The organism is Chitinophaga arvensicola (assembly GCF_900110835.1).
Classification (GTDB): Bacteria; Bacteroidota; Bacteroidia; order Chitinophagales; family Chitinophagaceae; genus Chitinophaga; species Chitinophaga arvensicola.
On record NZ_FOJG01000002.1, the window covers coordinates 1,129,668 to 1,151,010 of the forward strand.

The following is a 21,343-nucleotide window of genomic DNA, read 5'->3' on the forward strand; positions in this document are numbered from 1 at the left end:
TTTCCTGCCTGGTAGCTGCTGATCCAGCAGTCTATCGCTATCAGCAACAGGACCACAATAATGGCGATGATCCATCCTCTTTTTGAACGACTCATAACCACTGATTAAATCTTTTGATATACCAGCTTTTGATGAACTGCGTGAGCAAACAGTATCCTGTCAGGATAGCTATCAGCCAGGGGAAATATGACAACGGAAGTGGTTGCATTTTCAGCGAAGCGGCAAAGGGTGTAAACGGTATGGCCATACCAATCAACATGATCACGCTGGTGAGTGCCACCACCGGGGCCGTTGCCCAGCTTTGGATAAAAGGTATTTTACGGGTGCGGATCATGTGCACGATCAGCGTTTGTGACAACAGTCCCTCTACAAACCAGCCGGTCTGGAATAAGCCCTGGTGTTCCGGTGTAGCCGCTTTGAATACATAGAACATGAGGATAAAAGTGGCATAGTCAAAAATGGAACTCACCGGACCGATGAACAGCATAAACCGGGAGATATCTGATGCATCCCACTTCTTGGGTTTATCAATAAAATCCTGGTCCATTTTATCCCAGGGAATCGCTACCTGGGAGATGTCGTACAGCAGGTTCTGCACCAGGATCTGCACCGGCAGCATGGGAAGGAAAGGCAACAGGGCGCTGGCGCCGATCATGCTGAACATATTGCCGAAGTTGCTGCTGGCCGTCATCTTGATGTATTTGATGATGTTACCAAAGGTACGTCTGCCATAAATGACGCCTTTACGCAATACCATTAAATCCTTCTCCAGTAAAATAATATCCGCACTTTCTTTGGCGATGTCGACGGCGGTATCTACACTGATGCCTACATCGGCATCGCGGAGTGCAGCGGCATCATTGATACCGTCTCCCATAAAGCCAACGGTATGGCCTTTTGCCTGTAGGAGTTTTACGATCCTGGATTTCTGTACAGGACTGAGTTTAGCGAGAATAGCCACTTCTTCCATCCTTTCCTGGAGCAGCTCATCGTCCATGTGTTCTATCTCGCTACCCAGTAATACATCGGTAAAGGGAATACCTACATCGCGGCATACTTTGCGGGTCACAATTTCATTGTCGCCGGTCAGCACTTTCACCTGCACGCCGAGTTGCTGTAAGGCATCAATAGCGGTGCGGGCGGAAGGTTTAGCGGGGTCGAGGAAGCCGATAAAGCCCGTGAGGATCATATTGCTTTCATCCGCTACGGTGTAGGTGAGCGCACGGTCATCGAATTCACGGATGGCTACCAGCAACACCCGCAGTCCTTCTTCATTCAGCTTACCGGATATTTTCAGGATATTTTGTCTTACTTCTTCATTGATCGGAATCACCTGGTCTGATTCCAGGTGCAGTTGTTTATTGATCCCCGGATCAAAAGCATGGGTGCAGTTATTCAGCATTTCTTCCACGGCTCCTTTGCAGATCAGCAGTTGTTTGCCGTTGCGTTGTTTCAGGATCACCGACATGCGGCGGCGTTGAAAATCGAAAGGAATTTCATCTACTTTACCGTAGTGTTCTTCCACTTTCAGGTAGTCGTGCAATTCCACGTGATCCAGTACGGCAGCGTCGAGCAGGTTTTTCAGCCCGGTTTGATGAAAGCTGTTCAGGTAGGCCCATTTCAGTACTTCTTCATCCTCTTCTCCTTTGATGTTGAGGTGTCTTTCCAGCACAATTTTGTCGAGGGTAAGGGTGCCGGTTTTATCGGTACAGAGTATGTCCATGGCGCCGATATTCTGAATGGCATTGAGGCGTTTGATGATCACCTTTCTTTTGCTCATATTCACGGCGCCTTTCGCCAGGTTGGCCGTTACGATCATGGGCAGCATTTCGGGGGTAAGTCCTACTGCTACAGCAATAGCAAATAGTAAGGCATCCCACCAGTTTCCTTTTACGAAGCCGTTGATCAGGAAGATAAGTGGAACCATTACCAGCATAAAGCGGATGAGCAGGTAAGTTACTTTGTTAACGCCTTTATCGAAAGCGGTTTCCGCGCGTTTGCCGGTAATGGCTTTGCTGAGGGAACCGAAATAAGTCTGGTTGCCGGTGTTTACTACAATGGCCATGGCGGTGCCGCTGACTACATTGGTACCCATGAAGCAGATATTTTCCAGCTCAAGTACAGACCGGAGATGTGCGTCTGGTACCGGGAATACGTTTTTCTCTACGGGTAAAGATTCGCCGGTGAGCATGGCCTGGCTTACGAACAGGTCTTTCGACTGCATCATGCGGCAATCGCCCGGGATCATATCTCCGGCAGATAAAAAGATGATGTCTCCGGGCACCAGTTCCCGGATATCGGTTTCTGCTTTACCACCGGGTTTACGTAGTACCGTTGCCGTAGTTTTCACCATGCTTTTCAGTTTCTCTGCGGCGCGGTTGCTGCGGTATTCCTGGAAAAAGCGCAGTCCGGAACTCACCATTACCATGATACCCACCATGATGACGGTTTTATATTCTGCTTCTCCCGGTGCGGCCATCCATACGTCTGTCAGGAAAGAGATGGCGGCGATGGCCAGCAGGATGAGGATAAAGGGATTGATAAAAGCGGCGGCCAGCTGTTTGTACCAGGAGGGCGCTTTTTCATGATGTACTTCATTCAGGCCGGACAATACAATCCTTCTGCGGGCCTGGGCGGTGGTGAGGCCTTCCACGTGTGCATCGAGCAGGTGCAGGTATTCCGCCTGGTCTGCGCCCGATACCTGTTGTAATAAAGTGGCGGGCGGCGTCTGTGGACCACCGGGCATCATGCCGGTGATTTCAGGCATACCTGATTTCCTTCTGAAGGCGTAGTTGCGCACGAAATTCGGATGTTTGTTGACGGCATTTGTTAAGTATAACACAGCGCTGTAGTTTACCTGCCGACGCAACAGCAGGGCTGTGTAATCAGGCAGGAGATGAAAAAATAAAGTACCGTTCCGGACCAGCGTCCATAGTCATTTGTTTTTTAATGCGCAGCAAAGGTAAGCCGGCCCTGTGCAAAGGGCCGTTAGAAGCGGAACAGAATTTTATTAGAAATTTATTAGAGCGCTATACGTGTGGCATTTCTACGGTGAAGGTGCTGCCTTCCTGCAGGCGGGAAGTAACGGCAATGGTGCTTTGGTGCATCCACAGGATGCGTTGGGTCAGCGAAAGACCGATACCATTGCCGGCGGTAAAGTCTTTATTGGCGCCACGGTAAAAGGCGGCAAAGATATTGGGCAGATCATCCGGGGCAATACCAATGCCTTTGTCGGTGAAACGCAGCACCAGGTGACTTTCCCGGTAGTTGATAGATACGGTACAGTGATGGTCTGCAGAGAATTTGCAGGCATTTTCCATCAGATTGATGAATGCTACTTTCAGCAGGTATTCATTCCCGTTCATCGAAATAAAATCATCGTCTTCTATTTCCCGTTCAAACTGGATATCTACCTGGTAACCTTCGGTAGATTTGATCACGGCATCGCGGGCATCCATGAGCAGTTCGTCGATCCGTAGTTCCTTCCGGCCTATTTCCGTTTGGTCGTAGCTGGCCTTTGCCAGGTCGAGCAGGCCGTTCGACAGGCGCACCATGCGTTTGGCATCATTGAGCGCGAGTGCTATCACTTCTTTGTATTCGGGAATGGTACGGTCTTTCGTGAGCGCGATCTGCAGTTCTCCTACAATAGTAGATAAAGGGGTGCGGAGTTCATGGGAGATATTGCTGACAAAATATTTCTGTGCGTCGAAAGAATTTTCCAGCCGGTCCAGCATTTTATTAAAGGTGGTGGCCAGTTCCCCGATCTCGTCTTTTTCATTCTGCACCGGCACGCGCAGATCCAGGTTGGTAGCGGTAATTTCTTCTACTTTATCCACCATTTCTTCTACAGGTTTCAGGGCGCGGCCTACGAAAAAGTAGCCGGCCACCAGGGTAAGACCGATGATGCCGATATAAGAAAAAATAAGGCTGTATTTCAATCCTTCCAGGCGTTGCAGCCCGTACCTGTCGGACGCCGCAGCGGTGATCACATAGTGACGGCCCTGGTGTTCATAAAGAAAACCCACCACCTGTAAAGAACCCTGTTCAAACCTGATTTCCTGTTCACGGATAATGCGGTTGATCATCTCCCGGCTTTCCTTTACTTTATCAATATCCACGGCATCATGGTATTGCAGCTGGAAGGCGGTATCATAGATGGCTACTTCTTCTTCAAAGAGTGCGTTGTCTGCGTTCTTGTAGATGAGTTGTAATACATTTGGAGGCACCTTTGCGTCCAGGAGCATATTGGCTTTGGTGATCGCTTCCTTTTTCAGGTGGTCATAGTATTCTTCTTTCTGATTACTGGCAGAAGAAAGATAGATGAATACGGCAAACGCGAGCAGTAATACCCCGAAGAGTACCATAAACAGTAATATGAGCCGGGTTCTTATTTTCACTCTGCCTTAAATATAAAGCCCATACCGGAACGGGTATGGATCAGTTTTGTCGGAAAATTTTTGTCTATCTTTTTTCTGAGGTAGTTAATATATACATCGATAAAATTGGTGCCGGAGTCGAATGTATCCCATACTTTTTCAGCGATCTCTGTTCTGGACAGCACGCGTTCCGGGTTTTTCATCATGTATTCCAGCAGCCGGAATTCTTTTGGGGTAAGGTCTATCACCACATCTTCCCGCTTTACTATTTTCGTTTGCAGGTTCATTTCCATATCTGCGAAGCGCAGCAGGAAGCCCTGGCTGTAGGTATGCTGACTACCCTGGTTACGTTTGGTGAGTGCCCGGATGCGGGCATGCAGTTCCCGGAAATCGAATGGTTTTACGAGGTAATCGTTGGCGCCGGCATCAAAGCCTTCCACTTTATCGTCGGTGGTACCGAGGGCGGTGAGCATAATAATAGGACAATCGGGCAATACGCTCCTGATTTGTTTGCAAAGATCCAGTCCGTTGATCTTTGGCAGGATAATGTCCATGATAATAAGATCGAAGGTGCTGTTCAGGGCCAGTTTTTTTCCCATCTCTCCATCGTAAGCCAATGTGATCCGGAAGCCCTGTTCTTCCAATCCTTTTCTGATCATCTCCGCCACCCTTTGTTCGTCTTCAATCACCAGGATATGCATAATGCCTTGTTTAGAAGGCAAATATAAAGCAAAAAACGGGGCGGTATTAATTGAAGGCGGCGTTATCGCCGGCGGTGTATTCTCCTTTCTTAAAATGTACGGTAAAGCTGGTGCCGTTTTCGGGGATACTGTCCACTTCGATCATACCGCCATTCTGCAAGGCAAATTCCTGGCAGAGCAACAGTCCGAGGCCGGTACCGCGTTCACCGCCGGTGCCATAGCCGGGATGCTGCTGGGAAGTAAAAAGGCCGCGCATCTGCTGGGGCGACATGCCCATGCCATGATCGGTTACAATGATCAGTACTTCGTCGTCCGTGATCACCGCTGTCATTTCTACCGTGCCGCCTGGATAGCTGAATTTGAGGGCGTTGCTGAACAGGTTGCGAAGGATCACCGACACCTGGTCCCGGTCAGCATACAACGTGGTAGACACAGGGATCTGTAAGGAAATAGTGATTTGTTTCTGTTGTATGATCAGGTCAAAAAAATGCAGTACTTCCGTGACTACGGGAGCCAGCAGGAAATCATCCGGCCGGGTCTGGATGCCTTTCATACTACGGGTGCTCCAGCGTAATACGTTATCGAGCGTAGCGCCCAGCTGGGATACTTTCTTGTACAGTATGGCGGCCGCTTCTTCCATGTCCTCGCGGGGGTATTGTCCCCGCTGGAACATATCCAGTAAGCCTTCCAGCGTAGCCAGCGGGCTGCGGATATCATGGGCTACAATAGAAAACAGCTTTTCCTTGTCCTTGTTCATAGACACCAGCGTTTGCCGCTGTTGCTCAATTTCTTTCTGGTAATCGGATTGGATATGTTTAAAGAAGCTGAGGGACACCACCAGGAATATCAGGGAAGTAGCTACGTTGATCCATACCCGTTCGGGGGGCACCGGCGGCGCCAGGTACCACGACTGCGGCATAAATACGATCAGCATAAAAGCGGTGATGATCAGTACACTGACAGAACCCACGACCCATTTATTATCGTAAATCAGGATGACTACAAACAGGATGCTCAGTAAAAAATACTCCGCCCCGTTATGAAAATAAACACCGGTGAAGGTGTACACTAAAACACTGATACAGAGCAGGGCCAGGCGGGCGCTGAGGTATTTGCGGTATTTATGAAAAATGAGTACGAGTATGCAGGAGGTAGCCGTTATAACATTCAGGACTGCTAATAAATACCGCTCCTGGCTATAATTAAGCAGGCTGAAAAAAAACATGAACGGAATACAGGGCAGTGCGAGCAAATTTAATAACTTCGTACGTCTGGATTCTATGTATGGCATAGCAGGGTGGACCCCAACATTCACGATGTTGTTCCAGAAATTTTCGGCGGTCCGGTATAGAAATGGTTTGACTCCCTGCAGCATATTTGCTGTAAATATAATTGATAACCACTCTTGAAAAGGATATTTTTTTAACGGAACACGCCCCCTCCCCCCTCTCTTTTTCCTTATTATTTATTTTTTTAATCCATGGAGATAAACGATCAATTCTTTATTCTCACGGGTGGCCCGGGCATGGGCAAAACCGCTGTTATAGCGGCACTCCGTGAGCGCGGACATATTACTGTTCCGGAAACGGGACGGCACATTATCCGGCAGCAGGTAGCTGCCGGGGGCCATGCCCTTCCGTGGGACGACCGGGCCGCTTTTGCACAGCTGATGTTTGAGCAATCGGTAGCCGACTACCAGGCAAACAGGGAGCAAACCGCCCCGGTATTTTTTGACCGGGGCATTGCAGATACCATCGGCTACCTGGAACTATGCGGACTACCGGTTCCCGAAGACATGCTACGCATTGCCCGTAGCTGGCGGTTCAATAAAAAGGTATTCCTGGCGCCGCCCTGGCAGGCCATTTATGAGCAGGACACCGAACGCAAACAATCTTTCGCGGAAGCAGTGGCTACCTGCGAGTGCATGATAAGCATATACCGGCGGCTGGATTATAAGCTGATCTATTTACCGGAAAGCACGGTGGCAGCCAGGGCCGACTTCATAATGGCGGCTGTCAATACATGATGAGCGGCAACGGCAGGTAAAGGGAAAACATTATCTTTCTGTTAAGCGGTAATAAATCGCGGTTAAAAACAGGATATGTTCAGCAACTATACTAAGATCGCCCTTCGCCATCACTGGAAAAACAAGCTGTATGGCGCCATCCATGTGTCTGGTCTTGCCATTGGCATTACTACCGTTTTACTGGCGGTGCTATACCTGAAAAATGAACATAGCTTCGATGCCTTCCACAAGCAAAATCCGCATCTTTACCGGATCACTACCACCGTTACCCCACCGGGCGGGAACGGGCAGCTGACGGGCAACACCGGGCAGTTGCAGGGACCTGTTTTCAAGGAACAGGTGCCGGAAATAACGGCGTACAGCCGGGTGATGGGTGGCGACATCTACGGGGACATGCTGGCGGGCGATAAAGTGCTGAAGCAGCAACTGCTTTTCGTGGATGAAAGCTTCCTCCAAATGTTTTCCTTTCCGTTGGTGAAAGGAGATGCCGCCACCGCACTACGGGATGCAGGATCAGCAGTTATTACAGAGCGGACTGCCCTGAAATATTTTAACCGGACAGACGTAGTGGGACAGCTGCTCCGTATGGATGCAGATCCTTCTGCCCGGCGACTGGGCAAACCGCTGGTGATTACCGGTGTGGTAAAAGATCCGCCGTTGCAGTCTTCCATCCAGTTTGACGTATTGCTGCCGTTCCGGTTCCTGCAGTTGTCGTTTGAAGACAACGACTGGAACAATATGTACCTCAGTACATTTGTGGTAACCCGTGCAGATGCCGGCGCCGATAAGGTAACGGCGCAATTAAACCGGGTGCAGACCCGTTATGCCGGCGGAAAAGACCAACCAAAGCTGGCTTTCGGATTGCAACCTATAACCGGTATCCATTTGCATCCTTTATATGCTCCCGGCGGCAGCCGCGAAGGTGGTGTTATCAATGGCAGTCACCCGGCTTTCTCCTACATTTTCCTTGGCATTGCCTTGTTTATACTACTGATGGCCGGCATCAACTTTATCAATATAACACTGGCCGGATCATTAAAGCGAATCAAGGAAGTGGGTGTCCGCAAAATCAACGGGAGCAGCAGTATACAGATCGTGCTGCAATTCCTGGTGGAATCCGGACTGCTGTGTACCCTGGCGATGATACTGGCCCTGCTGCTGTCATTCCTTGCGCTGCCGGTATTTAATGATTTGTCCGGCGCCGCCGTTCCGTTCCGCGCCATGCTGGACCCTCTGGTGCTGCTCAGTTGTGCCGGTTTGCTTGCAGGCATCGTATTGCTTACCGGTATTTACCCGGCTTATGTGCTGGCCAGGTTCAGCGCCATGCGGGCCTTTTCGGGCAAAGCAGCTTTATCGGCCCGCAACCCGCTGGGCAGGGCGCTGATTGTAACCCAGTTTTCCCTCGCGGTATTTTTCCTGCTGATCACCGTTTTCTTTTACCGGCAGATGGCTTATATACAAACGAAAGACCTGGGTTATCATCCGGAACAGGTGGTAGTAACACATATCAATGGCGACCGGGATGTGCAGCAGGTAGCACAGTTACTGAAAAATGAACTGCGTCATGAACCGGGTGTGTTGCAGCTTTCCTTTGGGGGCGCCCGGAGCGGATTATCTGACGTAAAGCTGGGCGCACAAAGGGTTCCGGCCCTGCACCAGGTGGTCGACCAGCATTATCTGCCTGCGATGGGAATTACGTTGATCAGCGGAGAGAATTTTGGTGAGGACTGGTCCAACGGTGCGATCGTGAATGAAGCATTTGTAAGAGCGGCGGGGTTATCGCATCCCATTGGTACGCCCATACGTACCGACGAATATTTCGATAAGGAACTACGCACCATCACGGGAGTAGTAAAAGATTTTCATGCCGGTTCACTGCGGGAAAAGATTGCCCCCATGGTGATGATCAACAGTAAATGGTTTGGTGGTGGCGTATGGGTAAAACTCGCACCCAACCGGGAAAAACAGGGACTGGCCGCGTTGGCCGCCGCGTATAAAAAAGTGATGCCGGAATCCGCTTTTACCTATAGCTTCCTCAACGATCTGAATGCCCGGGAATATGTGCAGGAACAACGCTGGCAGCGTATCATCGGATGGGCCACGCTGTTGTCGGTACTGATTTGCTGCTCCGGTTTATTCGGACTGGCACATATTGCCACGCATCAGCGCATCAAAGAAATTGGTATCCGGAAAATACTGGGGGCCGGTATGGCACATATCGTGGGGTTGTTTTCGAAAGATTTCTTACGGCTGGTGATGATCGCATTTACGATCGCCGCGCCATTGGCCTGGATCGCCATGCACCAGTGGTTACAGGGCTTTGCCTACCGTACAGATTTAAGCGCCTGGGTGTTTATAGCCACGGGACTGGGTACCTTGCTGATGGCGTTAACCACGGTGAGTATGCAGGTGATGCGGGCGGCGGGTGCTAACCCGGTAAATAACCTGCGGACGCAGTAAGCGGTATGACACCAAAGGAGTCGCCTCCTTTGGTGTCATATTTTTCCTTATGGCTGCACCGAAGCAGGATAATTATCCGTACGGAAAGAAGAGGCGGGTAATCCTTCTTTGTTATAGAGGTTGCCCGGCGGATTATCTGCCCAGTTGTACCGCACCGCTACCGGGTGGGGTACTTTACTGCTTTCTACAATCACTTCATTGCCGGATATCCTCGCATTGGCCCATTCAAAGCGGCCATCGCTGCCGGCTACACCAAAGCCCCGGAGTGCAGCCGTGTCGGCGTTTTTTCCGGCTGCCAGCCCGGTACCCACACCCGTAAAACGCAGGATCACTTGGCTACCACTTACCTTCATGGATCTGTATAACGGACCCGTATATACGATCTTTTCACCGTACACGGTGGCCCGTGCTACGAGCGACAACCGGAGACCTACATCCAGTTTATCTGTAGGATGTATATCTTTTGCATTACCAACATCGGTGATAACGGCCATGCCTGTACGCGGTATGTCGAGTGTTTTCAGTTGTGCTTCTCTGACCCAGGGCCAGATGCCTTCCGACGGCAACTGTGCAGGCGTTCTGAAATTGGCCAGCTGTACAAACAGGAAAGGAAAATTGCCCTGCTGCCAGTGGTGTCGCCAGTTGGCGATCAGTGCGGGAAATAATTGGCGGTAGGTGACGGCTTCTTCGAGGCGGTCGCCGTTGCTTTCGCCCTGGTACCAGATCACTCCCCTGATGCCATAGGGAACCAGCGGTGCAATCATCGCGTTATACAGGTTGGTGGGCGCATTAAAACCGCCTTCAGGTGCCAGTGGCTCCTTTGGCCGGGGCTCACCGGATGCTTTATCCCATTTCTTCAGCGCTTCCTGGAAAGCGCCTTTCTTAGCCGGGTAGTCTCTTTTGGCATCTTCATAATGATCCAGGTATTGTTGATGCATGTCCAGGTACCTGGAGAAAGCTGGCTGCGCCGACAGGCCTGCTGTGCTCATCCATGCCTGGGCGGGTGTACCGCCTTTATAGGAACCGATCATGCCCACTGGTGCGTTGGTGCTCTTTCTCAGTTCGCGGGCAAAATAATAACCTACTGCGGAGAAGCCATGCCAGGCAAAACCGGGTGTAGCCAGTAACTCCGGTGAACACACCACCCATTTGCCATTCTGCGAATTGGCCGGCGCCGTTATATCTTTTTCGGGATGCAATGAAAAGGTCATTGGCACCACAAAAAAATGGATCAGGGAATCCGTGGCCGTTTCGATGGCGGCTTTACCGCAGCTGTCTGTCTGAATGCCAAATTCCATGTTCGACTGCCCGGAAGCCAGCCATACCTCTCCTATCCAGATATTGGAAAGCCGGATCGTCTGGCTGTTGGCGGTGATGACCATGCTGAAAGGACCACCCGCAGCGGATGCCCGCAAATGTATCATCCATTTGCCGTCAGCACCGGCGGTGGCTTCATAACGCTGATCCCTGAACGCTACACTTATCTTCTCACCGGGATCTGCCCAGCCCCATACCGGGTCTTTCTGTCCCTGTTGCAGGACCATGTTATCGCCGATGATGGCCGGCAGCTTCAATTGTGCCGTGGCGGTTATTGATAGGAGCGCGATTAAAAACGGAAACAGATACTTGTACTTTTTCATAATTCTTAAGAATTGCAATCGATGGAAACAGGAAACAATGATAGTACATAGCGGCCAGAAATGCGAGCAAACGCGTTACCGGCCATGTAATTTTTGCGGCAGAACAACTATATTTATCCGCATCTTTGCCGGTAACCTCCACCGATGGGAGTAAAAAAGTGAACAATTATCCTGATGACAAAAAATTCCATTATTCAGAAAATCAGTGCCGGTTTGTTGTGCGGTTTACTCGCGCTCCCGGCAGCTGCCCAGCAAAAACCCAACATCGTTATTATTTATGCAGATGACCTGGGATATGGCGATGTGAGCTGTTATGGTATGAAAAGAATCCAGACACCCAACATCGACCGCCTGGCGCAGCAGGGTGTTAAATTCAGTAATGCTTACGCCACCTCTGCTACGTGTACCCCTTCCCGTTTCGGTATCCTTACCGGAAAATATCCGTGGCGGCAAAAAAATACGGGCATTGCTCCCGGCGATGCCTCGCTGATTCTTCCCACCGATCACCGCACCCTGCCCGGTATGCTGAAAGATGCCGGCTACCAGACTGCCGTTATCGGGAAATGGCACCTGGGCCTTGGCGCCCGTGGCACAACGATCGACTGGAACAAGCCGATCAGTCCCGGCCCCCTGGAAACCGGCTTTACCTATTCGTTTATCATGCCTGCTACGCTGGACCGTGTACCATGTGTTTTTGTGGAAGATCGCCAGGTGGTGAATGCAGATCCGAAAGATCCCATCGAAGTAAATTATCAGCATAAAATAGGCAACGATCCTACCGGCCTGGAAAACCCTGAGCAGCTGCGTATGCATACAGATCCGCAGCAGGGACATAACCAGACGATCGTAGACAGTATCAGCCGCATCGGCTGGATGAGCGGCGGCCACAGCGCCCGCTGGAAAGACGCCGATATTGCAGGTACCATCACCCGCAAGGCGATCGACTTTATGAGCCGCAGCAAACAACAACCGTTCTTCCTTTACTTCGCCAGCGGCGATATTCATGTACCGCGTTATCCGCACAGCCAGTTCAGGGGGAAAAGCGGCATGGGACTGAGAGGCGATGCCATTCTGCAGCTCGACTGGACCGTAGGACAACTGGTAAAAGCATTGGATAGTCTTGGGCTGACTAAAAACACCATGATCATTTTCTCCAGCGACAATGGCCCCGTATTGAACGACGGCTACCTGGACCAGGCTGTTGAACTGGTCGGAGATCATCATCCCGCCGGTCCTTTCCGGGGCGGCAAGTACAGCGCTTTTGAAGCCGGCGCCCGCGTGCCTTTTATCGTAAAATGGCCTGCCGGTATGAAAGGCAACCGTAACTCCGATGTACTGATCGGACAACTGGATCTCTTTGCCTCACTGGCGCATTTAACCGGACAAACTGTAAAGCCGGATGAAGCACCGGATAGCTTTGATATGTTGCAACAGCTGCTGGGTAAATCGAAACAAAATCGTCCTTACCTGGTTACACATGCAGGTACGCTGGCAATTATTTCGGGCGACTGGAAATACATTGCTCCCTCCAAAGGCGCAAAGGTAGCACGGGATGTAAATATTGAACTGGGTAACGACACTGCGCCACAACTGTATAATCTCACCGCAGATGCACATGAGCAACAGAATGTAGCAGCACAGTACCCGGAAAAAGTAAAAACCATGGCCGCCGAACTGGAAGCCATCAAAGAAAAAGAACAAAGCAGGTAATCAAATAAAAATGCCCCCAAAAGTCTTGTGCTTTTGGGGGCATTTAATTATATCTTATTTACTATCCTCTGATACCTTTGATCCAGTCGTTGAACTTCTGTATCTGTTCGGTAATAAATGATTCCTTCTCTTCTTTTTCATCTTCCCCGGCGGGTAATACATGCTCGAAATAGGTACCTTTTAAAACACGCCGCAGCAGCCCTTCACCGAGAAACGGCTTTTGGTCGTTCAGTGTTTTTGCTGCTTTCAGCAGATGACGGATATCGTATTGCAACGGGTTGATATCCGGTACCTGTTTATTGAGGTTCAACAATTCATACACCGCAATACGGGCGGTTCTCACAGAACTCTCCATGGTAAACACCACGTCGTTATTTGTTTCTACGAACTGGCCAACCAGGCCTAAATTTTTGCATCCTGCCGGTACCACCCTCGGGCGGTCGCCTTTGGCCCTGGGCATAAACATGGAGGTGATATAGGGCATGAATGCGGTATGCACAATGGTATTGGCAATCACATTATCCAGTTGTTCAATAATACCCAGGTGATAACACAACTCTGCCAGGATTTCATCTCCCGTACATGCCGGCATTACTTTTTTGATATGGTTGCCTTCCTTATCCATAAATAGCGCGTACACCCATAGCACCAGCACATCGTCCGGCTGGCCGGGGAAATGCGGCTGCCTGTTGCACGTAAAACTCATCAGCCAGTCGGAATCCGTAATGGTAATGATGCCACCGGTAACTGTTTTCCCGGAATAGGGATCATTTACGGAGTAGGTTTTCAGTTTCTCCACCAGTGCAGAGGGCCGGCAGGTAAGCGTAACCGACTCCCAAGCTGATTTCTCAATATTGCTGCAAAACTTTTCCGGCTTTCCGAAAACTTCCGATTTCGCGGCCAGGTTCTTCCATAATTTCCAGCCGGCGCTCTGGCCACTTGTGGTATTATCAATGCCTATAACCGGTGCTTTTTTGTTATCGCCGTAGAAAGTATCTTCCGTCATGGAGCCGGTGGTCACAATCACGTAATCATCTTTTCCAATGGGAATGGTGGTTTTCTTTCCTTCATGTTCGGTGATAATTCCCTTTACTACTTTTCCTTCTGTGTCGATATGAACATCGAGGTCGCTGATCAGTGTCTTAAACTGGATATTGACGCCTTTCTCCTTGAGGAATTTACCCAGCGGCGTTATGAAGGTGTCGTACTGATTGTATTTTGGAAACACAAGGGAAGAAAGATCATTCAACCCATCGATCGCATGCAGGAAGCGATGCATGTATAGTTTTAATTCGAGCAAACTATGCCAGTTTTCGAATGCAAACATGGTACGCCAGAACGTCCAGAAATTGCTGCTTAAAAAACCTTCGCTGAAATAGTCCTCGATGGTTAAATCATCGAGGTCTTCTTTCTTTTTCAGCAACAGTTTGATAATCGCCAGCTGGTCTTTTTTGGCCAGTCCGAATTTGCTGAAATCCTGGATGGCACCTTTGTTATGGATCAGCCTTGCTTTGGAGTAATTGGAATCGTTATCGTTGATTAACCGGTATTCATCGAGTACACTGTATGGGGGTGGCATTTCCAATGCCGGAATATCCTGGAATATATCCCAGAGGTTTTCGTAGGTCATGTCCATTTCGCGGCCACCACGGATAATGTAACCATCTTTGGCATTGCCGGATCCGTCCAGGGAACCACCGTCGATATGCAGTTGTTCGAGGAAAGTGATATTTTTTGCGGGTACATGTCCGTCGCGTATAAAGTAATAGGCTGCTGCCATACCGGCAATACCGCTGCCTACAATATAGATCTGGCTGTTTTCATATGCGCTGTTGGGGATGCCTTTGTTGCGCTGATAATTCCCGATCTGATCTGAAAAGGGCATCGACTTTTGCGGGGTATTGCGCTGTTGTTCTTTGCTTGAGTCTGGTTCATGATTTACCTTGCCATATTCACCTGAAGCTTTCAATACTTTGTCAAATTTTGAAGTAATTCCATCCATGAGACATTCATTTTAAGGTTTTATCGAATGCTCATTAAACGCTCTTACGCCGGTATTTGTTTAAGTAAAAACAGGAAGGCTTTTTATTTCGTATGTGCGGCACGGTAGTGTTCCAGCAGCATATCTCCCCCAAAATCATTCTTCAGATCCCGTACAACGGTGTGAATATGATTGGCATTATTCTGTGTATTATCATATTCGATAATGATGCCCGGTCCCTGGATGCGGTAGTAGCAAGGCTTACCCAGTTCATGCTCCGTACTTCCGGCCCAGGTGAACCATAAATTGTCCAATCCATCCTGCTGAATGTCTTTCAGCATTTTATCTGCAAACAGTTTGGTGAAGCGATGTACATATACGCTGATCAGTCCCAGCAGCATTTGCTGGTGAGCAGCGCTCAGTTCGGGGTAGCGGATACCTTCCGGGTGTTCGATCAGGGCATTGCGGCGGTCGCCCGTAATAATTTCTGCCGGTGCTTTGGTGGTCACCACTGTTTTTTGGAGTTCTCCGGGAGATAGGGCATGCAGCAGGTCGAACGCCAGTTTCGTTTCTTCTTTCATCACTTCTTTGTCTTTCTGAGGACCTTCCAGCACAATTGCCGGATTCGCCCCCAGGAATGCCGGCGTACCGGCTACCAGTTCTTTTTTATCTGCCGAAAAATTAAAAGCCACATGATGGCCTTCAAAGCGCCAACCCCAGATAGTATTTGCAGCAGGTACCCCGAAAATGGTCAGGAAATATTTACCGGGATCGCGGTAATGGTCGTTTTCAGGCCGGTGTTCGAGTTCTTTCAGCACCAGGTCCAGCTGCATGATATCATTCACTTTCTTTACGGCGCCTTCACTTAAAGCGGTGCCCAGCAGGGCCATGAGTGCCTGCCGCTGTGCGGGATTTAGTTCATTTACGGAAATGCCTTTACGGTCATCGCGGGGTACATAGGCAAAATGATAGCGCTCACCCGTGTCAAAGGGAAACAGGGTCTGTGCCTGTTGGGCTTTGCTCAGCAGGCGGATAAAGTGATTGGCTTTGTCTGCCATGTCCTGCGCTTTTGCAGGAATGAGGCAGGTGAAAGTCAGTATAAACAGCAGGAAAGACCGGTACATAACGCGTGGATTGTATAACGTGGACAATAATAATTCCCCAATATAATAGATCGGTCAGGATTATGCAACCGCCGGGTAGTGTTCAGCCCCTGATAAGCCCTATCCCCCTCCCCTGTAAACGCCCTATAAGCGCCTCCTATTAGATAGGGGTTAAAAAGGTGTCTGCTACTTTTTATTTACGGGGGATAACAAAATAAACGGAGGGTAAAAAAAATGATTAATTTAGTCGCCAACCCCTTAACGTTACTATTATGCCCTCGAAAACTACCGGCAAACTGGCCGTAGCCGACTTTATCCAGCACAGTGCGGTTGTCAGCGAACTCGACAATCTCAAAAAGCGTTTTGATCCTGCCCTTCCGGGTGGGAAGCCCCTGGTGGTATCCGATGTACTGGATGCCGATGGGCATCAGTATGTGAACCTGGTACAGAAAGGCGGTGGCGTATTCGGTATTGCCCTCGTGGGTTATACCTATGTGCTGGAAGAAATGGGTATCCGGTTCCTCCGGCTGGCCGGCACCAGCGCAGGTGCTATCAATACTGCCCTGATCACCGTTATCAAAAATAAGCAGGATAAAAAGTCGTCCGAAGTATTACAGGCGATCTGTGACCTGGATTTCTTTTCGCTGGTAGATGGTCACCCTGCCGCGCGCTCTATTATTAAAAACTTTATTACCCAGAAAGACTACCTCGCTAAAGCCAGGAATAAGTTACTGGGCGTGCTGGCCGCCTTTGCACTGCTGGTAGCCGGAGATGTGATACTGGTAGGATTAAGCAGCCAGTACCCCGCGCTGTATGTATGGACAGGGCTCTGTTTTATCCTGACCGGCTTCCTGTCGCTCATACTGGGCATCGGCGTTGCCTACTTTATAGACCTCTTTAAGCGGCTAAAAAACTCAGGCTATGGTATCAATCCCGGGGATGTGTTTTACGACTGGATAAAGGGGCTTTTACTGCAAAACAATGTAGCCACCGTGAGTGAGCTGAATGAAAAAGCAGCGGATTGCCCGCCGTTGCAATTGCGGGTACCCAACGAAAGCGGGCTGGCCGATCTGAAAGGCGATGTAACTTTTATTGCCTCTGAACTCGTAACCCAGAACAAAATCCAGTTCCCGGCCATGTGTACGCTTTTCCGCACGGATATTGACACGCTGCCTCCGGCCGGTTTTATCCGGGCCTCCATGTCTATCCCTATCTTTTTTGAGTCTTACATGATCAATGATATTCCTACGGACGATCCGCGTATACAGGCGGCGTGGAAGCAATATTTCGGCATGTCGCACCCACCGGCCACCGCGCGTTTTGTGGATGGGGGTATTCTTTCCAATTTTCCGATCAGCATTTTTTACAACGCCAATGTAACGGTACCAAGACTACCATCTTTTGGCATTGACCTGGACGACAGCAAGCCTGCGGATAAGGAAGACAATGCCTTCAGCTGGTCGCTCACAGGGTATTTCGGCCGTATGTTCAATACCATCCGGAACTATTACGACAAGGATTTCCTGCTGAAAAACGAGGTATATCAGCGGGGTGTAGGAAAAGTGGATATGTCGGACGACAAATACAACTGGCTGAACTTTTTCCTTTCGGATGAAGATAAGATAGACATGTTTGTACAGGGCGTAAAAGCAGCAGTAGCATTTCTGAATGCGTTTGACTGGGATGCTTATAAAAACGATCGTACCGCTATGCAAATCCAATTAAAAAAATAACCATGGAACCTATTATTTCAAATGCCTGGAGCTGGCTTTGCATTTCCATGGCGCTGGTATTACTGACTTCTTTTATTATGTTCCGGCAGGCGCGGGAATTTTATATACTTGATATTGTGGTGCGTAAATTCAGTATCCTGGATTTACAGTTCCCGGCTTCCCGCAAAGAAATCCCTCACCTGATCCGTTGTATGTATGCGTTGCCGGCGCCACAGCAACAACGCACACTATCGGCGCTCAGGGGCCAGCTGTGGGTCGATTTTCTTTTTATGCCGGCGGCTTATGGCAGCATCTTCCTGATGTGTATACAGGTAGCTGCTAAAATGAATTTTGCGGGAGAAATTTTCTTTGAATGCCTGGCGTGGCTGCAACTCATTGCCTGGTTTTTTGATGCGATGGAGAATACCTACCTGCTCCGCAAGATACACCCCGACCCGGTATGTTCTTCTGTGGAAGTGCACCGGGCTTATCAGCAAATGGTATTTGCCAAATGGATCCTGGCATCTACCGGCCTGGTATGCGCTTTATCGGCGCTGCTATTTTTCTGGGTATCCGGGAAGTATGAAACCGGTTCCCTGCATTATCTCCTGATCCTGGTGGGTGAAGTAGTGGTGTTTGTGGCATTGCAGCTGCTGACGCGTCCACGTCGGACCACAGATACGATCGTGCAAACGGCCACGCCCGCAGCTTAGGGAAGCACCTGTTTTCCATAGTCGCCGATCTCCTTCCAGACGGCTACAAAATCCGCCAGCTGCCTGGTGCCGCCGTGCTGCATATTTTCGATATCTGAATTAGTAACGAGGATCAATCCCAGTTGTTTCTCCGGTTTGAAGAACATAAATGCGCCCACGCCGGCATCGGAGCCGGTATGGCCTATTACACCGTTCATGCGATGCACCCACAGGATACCGGTATTGGGTTCTTTTTCATCCAGTCCTTTGGGTGCATTGCCTGGCGGGAACATCGGCTGATACAACAACTCATAGGATGCTTTTTGCAATAAGCCATCTTTCCCTGCATATCCTTTTATCATTTCCTGCAGGTAAACAGATAGTTCCGTGCAGGAAGTAACCAGGCCGCCATCCGGATAAGATGCCGACCGGTAGCGGGGATACACGTTACCTGCTTCATTGTATAGCTGCGCCATGTCTGCCGGTGCGGTGCAACTGGTTCGCCAGGAAGTATGCGCCATTTTCAGCGGATTAAAAATATATTGCTTGGTAAAATCCGGGAATGCCATACCCGATTTCAGTGTAATCAACCACGCTGCCAGTGCAGTTCCTACGTTACTGTACTCATAAGTGGCGCCCGGTTTTGTTTTCAGAAAATTCTTTTTACTGTACAGTTTACCGGTAGTTTGTAAATATTCCGTGAGATAAACGGGCAGTGTGATGTCTTTATCTTCATTGCCATAACCGGCTTTCAATAACTGGGCGCGCATCGTATTTTCACCGGATGCGTCCTCACAGAGCACGTAACCACGCTTAACCGCATCCGGCCGGTCTGTAATCCCGGAAGTATGACTTACCAGGTGTTTCACCCGGATGATACCGGTGGGATCATTTGGATTGATAACGGGAAAAGGCAGGATATCATTGATGGGCGTTTCCAAAGTAAACAATCCCAGCTCAATAGCTTTTGCTATTGCTACGCCCACAACTGTTTTGCTGACGGAGGCAATGGGTTGCAGCGTATTTACCGTATATAGCTGCTTTGCAGCCACATCTGAAAAACCAAAGGCATGTTGATAGAGCACACTGTCGGCTGTAACCACTGCAACGGCAAACCCGGTGAGCGCACCTTTCTTTTGAATAGTTTCCAGTTTAGCGGTAATGGATTCCGCGCTGCTATGCTGTGCAAACACAGGTTGGGCCAGCGCCAGCAAGCATCCTGTACTGAACATGGCCTGCCTGATAAATGGATAGATCATACAAACAAAGATTAATAGTGTTGCGTTTTCCCGCATCCTTACCTGAAAGATATTATATTTATCTCTCTGAAATTACTTTTCCACGTCACTCCTTAACTCCCATGAGCACTATGCAATCCAGAAGACATTTTATCAGAACTGCCGGCGCCGGATTGGCAGGTATCGGTTTCTTACCCATCTTAGGCCCTGTAGGCCGGCTTTGGCAGCCGGGTCCTCTCTCCTTCTTTCCACATGCGCAACCTGAATCGCAGGGAGTTTCCTCCAAAGGAATACTGGCATTTATAGCGGCAGCGAATAATTCCGGCGCCAGCTGGCATAGTTTCATGCTGTTAAGACACGGGCATATTGTGGCAGAAGGCTGGTGGAATCCGTACGCGGCTGAATTTACCCACTCCCTGTATTCTCTCTCAAAAAGCTTTACCAGCACCGCTATCGGAATGCTGGTAAAAGAAGGTAAACTGGATATACAGCAGCCTGTGATTTCTTTTTTTCCGAAAGATGTACCCGCCAACCCCTCCGCTCATCTGCAGAAAATGACCGTCAAACACCTGCTCACCATGAATACCGGCAACGCGGCAGACACGCTTCCTCCGATGTGGAAGTCGGATACCTCCTGGGTGCAGACGTTCCTGGCACAACCCGTGGAGTTTGAACCCGGCACCCATTTTCTATACAACACCGGCGCTACTTATATGCTGGGTGCTATTTTACATGCAGTTACCGGACAAACACTGGAACAGTACCTGGCGCCCCGTTTATTTCAACCGCTGGATATTACCGGGTATGACTGGGAAACTTCCCCGCAGCAATTGAATACCGCAGGCTATGGGCTCCGTGTAAAAACCGAAGACATCGCGAAGCTTGGGCAGTTATATCTCCAGAAAGGACAATGGAAAGGAAAAGCACTGCTCACAGAAAGCTGGGTAAAAGATGCCACCGGTTATCAGACTTCCTCGCAGGAAGGCAATGGCGACTGGGCACAGGGATATGGCTACCAGTTCTGGCAGTGCCGTCATGGGGCATTCCGGGGCGACGGCGCCTATGGTCAGTATTGCATTGTGATGCCCGATAAGGATGCCGTACTGGCGATTACCAGCCAGACCGCCGACATGCAGCAATCGCTGAACATCGTATGGGAACACCTGCTCCCGGCATTACAGGACGGGGTACTTGCTGACGATCCTGCTTCCGCCGCCGCGCTGAAAACAGCGTTAAAAAGTTTAGCCCTGCCCGTAGTAAAAGGTAATATCACAAAGCCAGATACAACTGCTTATCAGGGTAAAAAATGGACCCTGGATAAAAATGATTTCAATGCGACCACCATGCAATTTGATTTCTCGCCGGCGGGCTGTACCTGGACCACGCAAACCGCATCAGGTAACACTGTGCTGCGTCTGGGCTGGGAAAAATGGGTATTGAACAAAGAGCGGCAAAGCTATCAGTTTCCGGAAGCAGGCCTGAATCATCAGCCTACGAAAGTGGCCGGTACAGCTACCTGGATCAACGACAAAACGTTGCAGCTGAACCTGCGCTTTGTGGAAACCCTGCATGGCGACCAGATCCAGTGCGTATTTGAAGGGGATCAGCTGAGCGTTAGTTTCCTCGACAGTCTGACTGCTATGACGCCGGGAAAAGCGGATAACAGAAAGGCGTTAAAAGCCACGCTGGCAGGTTAGTGATGAA

General features: G+C 49.7%; 14 protein-coding genes. 6 read left to right on the top strand and 8 right to left on the bottom strand.

The window, feature by feature from the left end; translation table 11 throughout:
• Window positions 1–91: 91 nt before the first annotated feature.
• The 4 genes from mgtA to BMW79_RS21925 all read right to left on the bottom strand — a co-directional run bounded on the left by mgtA (window position 92) and on the right by BMW79_RS21925 (window position 6,302).
• Window positions 92–2,842: a magnesium-translocating P-type ATPase gene (gene mgtA, locus BMW79_RS21910; RefSeq protein WP_218150406.1), complete on the bottom strand. Its 2,751-nt coding sequence runs from the start codon at window positions 2,840–2,842 to the stop codon at window positions 92–94.
• A gap of 187 nt (window positions 2,843–3,029) precedes the next feature.
• Complete coding sequence (locus BMW79_RS21915; protein ID WP_089898102.1) at window positions 3,030–4,397, bottom strand: HAMP domain-containing sensor histidine kinase; 1,368 nt, start codon at window positions 4,395–4,397, stop codon at window positions 3,030–3,032.
• A complete protein-coding gene (locus tag BMW79_RS21920; RefSeq protein ID WP_089898104.1) occupies window positions 4,394–5,077 on the bottom strand; it encodes a response regulator transcription factor in 684 nt (227 codons plus the stop codon). Before BMW79_RS21920 ends, BMW79_RS21915 begins: the two co-directional genes overlap by 4 nt.
• Window positions 5,078–5,123: 46 nt before the next feature.
• Window positions 5,124–6,302, bottom strand: coding sequence for a sensor histidine kinase (locus BMW79_RS21925; RefSeq protein WP_177192285.1), 1,179 nt, complete (start codon window positions 6,300–6,302; stop codon window positions 5,124–5,126).
• Between the two features lie 255 nt (window positions 6,303–6,557).
• On the opposite strand from BMW79_RS21925, the gene BMW79_RS21930 reads away from it, so the two are divergent.
• Complete coding sequence (locus tag BMW79_RS21930; protein ID WP_089898108.1) at window positions 6,558–7,103, top strand: AAA family ATPase; 546 nt, start codon at window positions 6,558–6,560, stop codon at window positions 7,101–7,103.
• A 75-nt stretch (window positions 7,104–7,178) separates the two neighbouring features.
• Window positions 7,179–9,563, top strand: a complete 2,385-nt coding sequence (locus BMW79_RS21935; protein ID WP_089898110.1) for an ABC transporter permease — start codon at window positions 7,179–7,181, stop codon at window positions 9,561–9,563.
• A 47-nt stretch (window positions 9,564–9,610) separates the two neighbouring features.
• Here the strand turns inward: BMW79_RS21935 and BMW79_RS21940 are convergent, their stop codons facing one another.
• Window positions 9,611–11,203 carry a sialate O-acetylesterase gene (locus BMW79_RS21940; RefSeq protein ID WP_089898112.1) on the bottom strand — a complete coding sequence of 531 codons (1,593 nt, stop codon included), beginning with the start codon at window positions 11,201–11,203 and terminating at the stop codon, window positions 9,611–9,613.
• 174 nt (window positions 11,204–11,377) lie between these two features.
• Here BMW79_RS21940 and BMW79_RS21945 point away from each other — a divergent pair, with 174 nt between their 5' ends.
• The gene (locus BMW79_RS21945) at window positions 11,378–12,913 is read left to right on the top strand and encodes a sulfatase family protein (protein ID WP_089898113.1); all 1,536 of its coding nucleotides are present in this window, start codon (window positions 11,378–11,380) and stop codon (window positions 12,911–12,913) included.
• Window positions 12,914–12,974: 61 nt separating this feature from the next.
• Here the strand turns inward: BMW79_RS21945 and BMW79_RS21950 are convergent, their stop codons facing one another.
• Entirely contained in the window at window positions 12,975–14,915 is a 1,941-nt protein-coding gene (locus BMW79_RS21950; protein ID WP_089898115.1) for an oleate hydratase, read from the bottom strand.
• Window positions 14,916–14,998: 83 nt separating this feature from the next.
• A complete protein-coding gene (locus BMW79_RS21955) occupies window positions 14,999–16,018 on the bottom strand; it encodes a DUF3500 domain-containing protein (protein WP_089898117.1) in 1,020 nt (339 codons plus the stop codon).
• A gap of 251 nt (window positions 16,019–16,269) precedes the next feature.
• Between BMW79_RS21955 and BMW79_RS21960 the strand changes: the two genes are divergently transcribed.
• Both BMW79_RS21960 and BMW79_RS21965 read left to right on the top strand, forming a co-directional pair.
• The gene (locus BMW79_RS21960) at window positions 16,270–17,730 is read left to right on the top strand and encodes a patatin-like phospholipase family protein (protein ID WP_089898120.1); all 1,461 of its coding nucleotides are present in this window, start codon (window positions 16,270–16,272) and stop codon (window positions 17,728–17,730) included.
• A gap of 2 nt (window positions 17,731–17,732) precedes the next feature.
• Complete coding sequence (locus BMW79_RS21965; protein ID WP_089898122.1) at window positions 17,733–18,422, top strand: hypothetical protein; 690 nt, start codon at window positions 17,733–17,735, stop codon at window positions 18,420–18,422.
• Here the strand turns inward: BMW79_RS21965 and BMW79_RS21970 are convergent.
• Entirely contained in the window at window positions 18,419–19,660 is a 1,242-nt protein-coding gene (locus BMW79_RS21970; protein ID WP_177192286.1) for a serine hydrolase domain-containing protein, read from the bottom strand. The genes BMW79_RS21965 and BMW79_RS21970 overlap by 4 nt on opposite strands.
• Window positions 19,661–19,770: 110 nt before the next feature.
• Here BMW79_RS21970 and BMW79_RS21975 point away from each other — a divergent pair, with 110 nt between their 5' ends.
• On the top strand, window positions 19,771–21,336 hold the full coding sequence (locus BMW79_RS21975; protein WP_218150407.1) for a serine hydrolase domain-containing protein: 1,566 nt from the start codon (window positions 19,771–19,773) through the stop codon (window positions 21,334–21,336).
• Window positions 21,337–21,343: the final 7 nt, after the last annotated feature.